General features: G+C 69.6%; 4 protein-coding genes. 3 read left to right on the top strand and 1 reads right to left on the bottom strand.

All coding sequences use genetic code 11. The features are described 5' to 3' along the window. Positions 1-3: 3 nt before the first annotated feature. The 3 genes from DD1DGNOD_RS03920 (at position 4) to DD1DGNOD_RS03930 (ending at position 3,847) form a co-directional block, all read left to right on the top strand. The gene (locus tag DD1DGNOD_RS03920; RefSeq protein ID WP_241251228.1) at positions 4-1,308 is read left to right on the top strand and encodes a glycosyltransferase family 2 protein; all 1,305 of its coding nucleotides are present in this window, start codon (positions 4-6) and stop codon (positions 1,306-1,308) included. Next, entirely contained in the window at positions 1,305-2,078 is a 774-nt protein-coding gene (locus DD1DGNOD_RS03925; RefSeq protein WP_131769463.1) for a class I SAM-dependent methyltransferase, read from the top strand. The genes DD1DGNOD_RS03920 and DD1DGNOD_RS03925 overlap by 4 nt, the downstream gene beginning before the upstream one ends. A 158-nt stretch (positions 2,079-2,236) precedes the next feature. Beyond that, positions 2,237-3,847 (top strand): hypothetical protein, encoded by a 1,611-nt coding sequence (locus tag DD1DGNOD_RS03930; protein WP_131769464.1) that lies wholly within the window; start codon positions 2,237-2,239, stop codon positions 3,845-3,847. Here DD1DGNOD_RS03930 and DD1DGNOD_RS03935 read toward each other — a convergent pair. Further along, positions 3,780-5,381, bottom strand: coding sequence for a phospholipid carrier-dependent glycosyltransferase (locus DD1DGNOD_RS03935; protein ID WP_131769465.1), 1,602 nt, complete (start codon positions 5,379-5,381; stop codon positions 3,780-3,782). The genes DD1DGNOD_RS03930 and DD1DGNOD_RS03935 overlap by 68 nt on opposite strands. Positions 5,382-5,401: the final 20 nt, after the last annotated feature.

Below are 5,401 nucleotides of genomic sequence, written 5' to 3' on the forward strand. Positions count from 1 at the left end.
ATCGTGGAGTCTGCTGCGGCCGGTCCCGCCGGTCCCGCCGGGCTCGGCGCCGTTGCCGTCGAGCTCTGCGTTGTTGAGCCTTCTGCCGTCGAGCTTTGGTCTGTCGAGTCCGGCGCCGTCGAGGTCTCCGTGGTCATGCCGTGCCTCAACGAGGAGGCGTCGGTCGGGATCTGCGTGGCCAAGGCGTTCGCCGGCATCGCTGATGCCGGGCTTACCGGCGAGGTAATCGTCGTCGACAACGGTTCCGTGGACGCGTCGATCTCGGTTGCTCTCTCGGCCGGCGCACGCGTGCTGACCGAATCGCGACAAGGCTACGGAAACGCCTGCCTGACCGGATTCGCGGCGGCGCGGGGACGCTACCTGGTAATGGGAGATTCCGATGATTCCTACGACTTCTGCGAACTCGCGACGCTGGTCGCGCCGCTGCGGGCCGGTCGGGCCGACTACGTCCTCGGCTCCCGTTTCTCGGGAAGGATCATGCCGGACGCCATGCCCTGGTCACACCGCTACCTGGGTAATCCACTGCTCACCGGGATGCTCAACAGGCTCTTCGGCGTCACCTCGTCCGACGCCCACTCCGGAATGCGCGCGTTCACCCGCGCCGCGTACGAGCATATGCGGCCCCGATGCGAAGGCATGGAACTCGCCTCGGAGCTGGTCATCTCGGCTGCCCGGGCCGGCCTGCGGGTCGAGGAGGTGCCGATCACCTACCATCGCCGGGTCGGCGCGTCCAAACTCCGTTCGCTGCGGGACGGCTGGCGGCACGTTCGCTTCATGCTCCCGCTCGCGTCCCGCCACCTGTTCGTCATCCCGGGCCTGGTGTTACTCGCCTTCGGTGTCGCCGGACAGCTCGTGCTGCTGCCGGGAGTCTTCGATCTCGGTTTCCGCCGTCTCGACGTCCATGTCTGCGTGCTGTTCGCGATGGTCGCCGTCCTCGGCTGGCAGGTGGTACTGCTCGGGATCTTCGCCGATGCCTACAACCGTGCGCTCGGCCGGGCCCGGTGCCCGGGCCCGCTGCTCGCCCGCGCGTACCGGCACTTCACGTTGGAGCGCGGCCTGGTGGCCGGTTGCGTCCTGTTCGTCATCGGCTCCGCTGTCGACGGGGTCGTTCTGGGACGCTGGATCGCCGCCGATCCCGGCCCGCTGGAGGAACTGCGGCCGGCGCTGCTGGCTATGACGTTGACGGTGCTCGGCGCCGAGACCGGATTCGCGTCCTTCTTCCTGCATCTGCTGACCGCCGGGAGCGCTGCCGGTGTCCGCGGCGGTGTCGGCAGCTCGGAGCCTGGCGTGCCGGTTGGTGGGAAATGACCGCGGTGGCCGGGGCCGCCGCGATCCGTCTGCCGGGTGGCGTCGACCCGCGGGCGCTGGAGAACCACCTGGGCGGCGCTGCTGCGGCCAACTATCGGCGTTTCGAGCTCGATCTGGTCTCGCCGTACTGCGGTCGCCGGATCCTGGAGGTCGGGTCGGGCCTGGGCGAGTTCGCCGCTGGACTCCGCGGATACGACCATCTGACCGTCTCTGACACCAACACGTTCTGTTTGCAGACTTTACGTGACCGATTTGCCGGGCGGGTCGACGTCGACGTGGTTGCCCTCGATGTGGCCGGGTTCGCTGCCGGGTGCGAGGCTGGGGTTGAAGCTGGCGGGCGGGTCGTTCCGGTCGACACACTGATCATGATGAACGTCCTGGAGCACGTCGACGACGACGTCGCCGCGTTGCGACGGCTGGGGAGCCTGGTGTCACCGGGCGGTCGGGTAGTGCTGTGGGTACCGGCGTACCCGGCGCTGTACGGGGAGTTCGATCGTATGGTGGGCCACTTCCGCCGCTACACCCCGGCCACGCTGCGGGCGCGGGTCCACTCGGCCGGCCTGCGCGTCGAGCGGCTGGGGCCGGTGAACCTGCTGGGTGGCATCGCCTGGTGGGCGGCGGTCCGCTGTGCCGGGCAGCGGAGCGCCGACCCGCGCCTGGTGGGCGTCTACGACCGGATCGTCGTGCCGACCACCCGGTTCATCGAACGCTGGACGAAGGTCCCGTTCGGGCAGTCGCTGCTGTGCGTGGCGGCCCTGCCGACGGCGTGACCGCGACCGGGCCTGTGCCGGCACCGGCAGACCTCGGTCCTGCCGCCCCGGAGCTCGCTTCTGCCGCCCCGGACCTGGCTCCTCTCCCCCCGGACCTCCTCGGCCCTGCCATCCCGGTTCCACCCGTCGCTCCTCCCGCCCCGGCTCCACCCGTCCGGGTGGGCCTGCTTCCGGCGGCTGCGTCGGCCCCGCGGGCTGTGGGGCGCCTCGGGAGCCTGAGAAATCTGGGGTACCTCGGGCTCCTGGGGTACCGGCGCGCCGCCGGCCGGCTGTGGGCGCGGCACCGGTTGTTCGTGGTGCTGCTCGCTGCCGGCACGCTGCTGCGGGTCGCGGCGTTGTTCGCCTACTGGCCGGCGCTGGAGTTCTACGGAGACTCCTACTCCTACCTGTGGTATGCGAAAGAGCTCAGCCCGGACCAGGTCAGGCCGTTCGGTTACTCCGCGTTCCTGAGGCTGCTCGCGTGGTCTCCATCCATGGCGGTTGTGCCCGCCGTCCAGCATCTGCTCGGTCTCGGGATCGGCTCGGCGTTGTACTGCCTGTCGGTGCACCGCGGGCTGTCCCGCCGGCTGTCCGCCGCGGCGGCCACGCCGGTGCTGCTGGACGCCTACCAGGTGAACATCGAGCAGATGGTCATGGCGGAGACGCTCTTCGCGGCGTTGCTGACCGCGGCGATCCTGGTGTTGCTGTGGCGTCCACGCCCGAGTGCGCCCATGTGCGCCGGGGCGGGCGTGCTGCTGGCGACCGCCACGCTCACCCGCTCGGTCGCGCTGGTGCTGCCGGTGTTCGCCGGGGTGTACCTGCTCGCCCGCTCGGGCGGGGTACGCCGGTTCGCCGCCTTCGGGACGGGTGTCACACTGCCGCTGGTGGCATACGCGGCATGGTTCGCCGCCGCGCATGGAAGTTTCGCCCTGCAGAACGTCGACGGATTCTTCCTCTGGGGCCGCGTCGCCGAGTTCGCGGACTGCTCACGCATCCAGGTGACACCCCGTGAACTGCCGCTGTGCTCGCCCCATCCTCCTCGGGAACGGCCCGGACCCAACTACTACGACTGGGACGCGAACAGTCCGCGATTCGCCTTCGGACCGTTCGATGCTGACACGAACACGCTGTTCCGGCGGTTCGCCCTCCAGGTGATCGCCGCGCAGCCGGAGGAGTACTCCCGGCTCGTGGCACACGACGTCGTGCATTACCTCAAGCCGGTGCGCCACGTCGGTCCCCGTGACTGGTACCTGGCCACCTGGCAGTTCCAGGTGGGGCACCCCGATCCTCGCTGGCAGATACACCGGTCGCTGCGGGACTTCGACGCTGCGGTCGTGCCCCGCCGGCACGACGCGGTCCTCGCCGGCCTGCTGCACGGTTACCAAGCGGTCGGGTTCACCCCCGGGCCGCTGCTCGCCGGCTGCGTGCTGGTGGGTGTGCTGGCGTCGATGGCCGCCTCCGGCTATGGGCTCGTCCGTGTCCGCCACGACTGCCTGCTGGTGGTGGGAATGGGCCTGGCCCTGCTGGTGGTGCCCTGCGCGACAGCGGTGTTCGACTACCGTTACATGCTGCCGGCGCTGGTCTGCCTGCCGCTGGCAGGGGCGTTCGGAGTAGCGCAGCTACGGCTCGTCCACGCGCAGACCCGCCAGGTCAGGCAGGCCAGCCGGGCCGTCCGATCCGGTCAGGCCGGCCGATCCAGCCGGGGCGGCTGGTGGCAGCGCGTCAGATCCAGCCCGGAAACCACATCCGGACCTGCCACGCCGAGGTCGGGATCACCTGCGCCGTCATGATCGGATAGAAGTAGACGAACAGCAGGACAACGATGATCGCGTAGATGCCGACCGTCAACGAACCGACCAGTCGCCGGACGTCCGAAGCGGTCCGGGAACCCATCGCGACCCCCGCGAGCGCGGTCAGCCCCAGGACGAGGAACGGTAGCAGCGGCAACGCGTAGAACAGGAACATCGTCCGGCTGGGAAACGCCAGCCACGGCAGGAACGATGTTGCGAAGCCGACGAGGACGAGGGCCGCCCGCCAGTCCCGGCGGCTCACCCACAGCGCCAACACGCCGACCAGCGCCAGCGTCCCGACCCACCAGATCGCCGGATTGCCGATCGCGAGAATTTCCCGGGAACAGCCGGCCTGGGTAGTGCACCCGGCTTCCCCGGCCTTGGGCGTGCTGTAGAAGTAGGCGACCGGCCGGGCCAGAACCAGCCAGCTCAGGGGCTTGGACGCATACGGGTGCGAGGCGTCGAGGTGCTCGTGGAAGCGGAAGATCTGCTGCTGGTAGTCCCACCAGCCGTGTAGTGCGGCCCACGTGCCGTTACCGAAACGGTGACGGTTGTAACCGCCGTCGGTGACGAACCAACCGGTCCACGTCGCGAAGAACACGATGATCGGAAGCGCTCCGAAGCTTGCGAACCACTGCGGTCCGTCCCTGCGCACAGCGGCCAGAACGGGCCGCCGGACGCCCGCTGTCCGGCGCGCGCCCGCGTCCCAGGCGATCGCCAGCGCGGCGAATCCCACGAGCGTGTAGACAGCGCTCCATTTCACTCCCATGGCCGCGCCGAGACACAGCCCGCACGCCAGCCGCCACGGCCGAGCGCCAAGCCGCGCGCCGAAGCGCGCACCCCTGGTCCTCCCCTCGGGGGCGTCGCCGGTGTCCGCGAGCCTGGAGGCGAGCCTGGCCCGTCCATGATCCCGGTCGAGAACCAGGCAGGCCAGGGCCAGAACGAGCCCGGTCATCAGGAAGATGTCGAGGATGCCTATCCGGCTCTGGACGAACTCCAGCCCGTCGAAGGCGAGCAGCAGGCCGGCGAAGCAGCCGAGCAGGGTCGACCGGAACATCCGCCTGGCGATACGCGCGAGAACGAGCACCGCGAGCGTCCCCGCGACGGCGGAGGCGAAACGCCATCCCAGTTCGGGGTTGCCGTGACGTACATCGGCGCAGTCGGTGTACCCGAAGATCCATTCCGACGCCGCCATCAGCCACTTGCCCAGCGGCGGATGGACAACGAACCCGGCGCCGTTGCACCCGCTCTTGATATCGGTCAGCTCGTAGCCGTGGGTGAGTAGACCGTAGGCGTCGTGGGTGTAGTAGACCTCGTCGAAGTAGATGCCGCGCGGCTCGGTGAGCTGCCAGAACCGCAGGACGCCGGCGACCGCCGCAATGGCCAGCGACGCGAGCCAGCCGGCGATCCGGTCGGTCGGCATCGGCGGTACCAGCCGGTCCCGTAGTGTCGGGCCGCCGCCGTCGCTTTCGGTGACAGCGGTAGCCCGTGGCTTACCGCTGTCCACGGTCGGATAGGTCGCTGTCACCGCCACCGCATCAATGTAGGTGGTGG

This window comes from Candidatus Protofrankia californiensis, assembly GCF_900634765.1.
GTDB lineage: Bacteria > Actinomycetota > Actinomycetes > Frankiales > Frankiaceae > Protofrankia > Protofrankia californiensis.